Source organism: Geomonas sp., from assembly GCF_056994735.1.
On sequence record NZ_JBXKJL010000463.1, the window covers coordinates 1 to 1401 of the forward strand.

1 pseudogene is annotated in these 1401 nt (G+C 59.0%); it reads left to right on the plus strand.

From position 1 onward, the window contains the following. A pseudogene (locus AC11W3_RS19930) lies at positions 1–729 on the plus strand (hypothetical protein); the annotation flags it as partial. Between the last annotated feature and the right edge of the window lie 672 nt (positions 730–1401).

The following is a 1401-nucleotide window of genomic DNA, read 5'->3' on the forward strand; positions in this document are numbered from 1 at the left end:
GCCAACTGGAGCCATGGCCGTCTGGGTATGGACAACTACTCCACCACCACCAACGCCACGGTTAAGGCATCCGGCGCAGTCATCGGCTCCGGCAACAAAGGCCAGTGCGCTGCCTGCCACCTTGGACCGACCAACACCCACACCTTCGGGGCACTCGAAGTGGCCAACGCAACCCAGGGTACTTCCACTTACACCCGCGGCTGCTACGGCTGCCACAACGGCACCGACATGTCCATGACCGAGTTCATCGAAGAAGAGAAGGTCATCTGGGATCGCATGATGGACTTCTTCGATTACAACCTGAAGCAGGTCAACATCAAGTACACCGAGGCTTATCCGTACTTCCAGTACAACGCAACCCAGAACGGCGTCACCGCCGGAGCTCAGCTCAAAAACTGGGTCTACCCGGCAACCGGCCCGAACGGCGGCACCGGCAAGCAGACCATGGGCGCGGCACTCAACTACAAACTCCTCGCCGCCGAGCCCGGCAAGCACGTCCACAACCGTTCCTTCGGTCGTGCTCTCATCGCTGACTCCATCGTGTACCTGCAGAACGGGACCGTGGGCGACAGGTCTGTTGTCGCTGCTGATGCCAACGGCATCATCAACTTCAGCAACTACTCCGCTGCCAACCCCGTTGGCAACGGCGTCAGCATCACCACCCTCAAGTCCTACCTGACCAAGGCCGCTTCGCTTCCGGCCGGCGGTAACGGGTTCGCCCGCAGGTAAGACCTGAAAACTGTATTTCTGGTGTAGATGTAATGGCCCCGCCTCGAAAGAGGCGGGGCTTTTTTATTCCCGCCAGCTCCAAAACTGTCATTCCCGAAGCGATTCTGATCGGGAATCCAGTTCCTAAACGGCGTGAAATCTGGATCCCCGATAAGGGCATTCGGGGATGACAATCTCATAGCGGAAGATTAGCGCTAATTAGTTTGCCAGATGAAAGTCCCCCCCCCTGGAGGGAGGGGGGTAGGGGTGGGGGCAGGCGCCACCTAGGCATCAGGTGCAGATCTGGAGCACACGTCAGGAGTCTCGGTTACCCAGCGAAAGGCGAATCCCCCCTGTCCCCCCTTTCTCAAGGGGGGGACCTGCTGCCAGGCATAGACGTGGATAGGTCAGGAGGGTAGGTGGAGGGAAACGAACCGGAGGCTAAACGAACCGAGGCTAAACGAACCGAGGCTAAACGAACCGAGGCTAAACGAACCGAGGCTAAACGAACCGAGGCTAAACGAACCGGAGGCTAAAGAGCTCCGAGTTTCGGGACCGTATTCGGCGAGATGTGGCAGACATCGCGGACGGTGCGCAATGCGGGATTGCCGTCATCGGGCAGGGCCAGGATCTTGTAGAGGTTTACCCGGAACTCCAGCTTCGGGTCGAGTTTCATCAAGGTGCCGCAGGTGG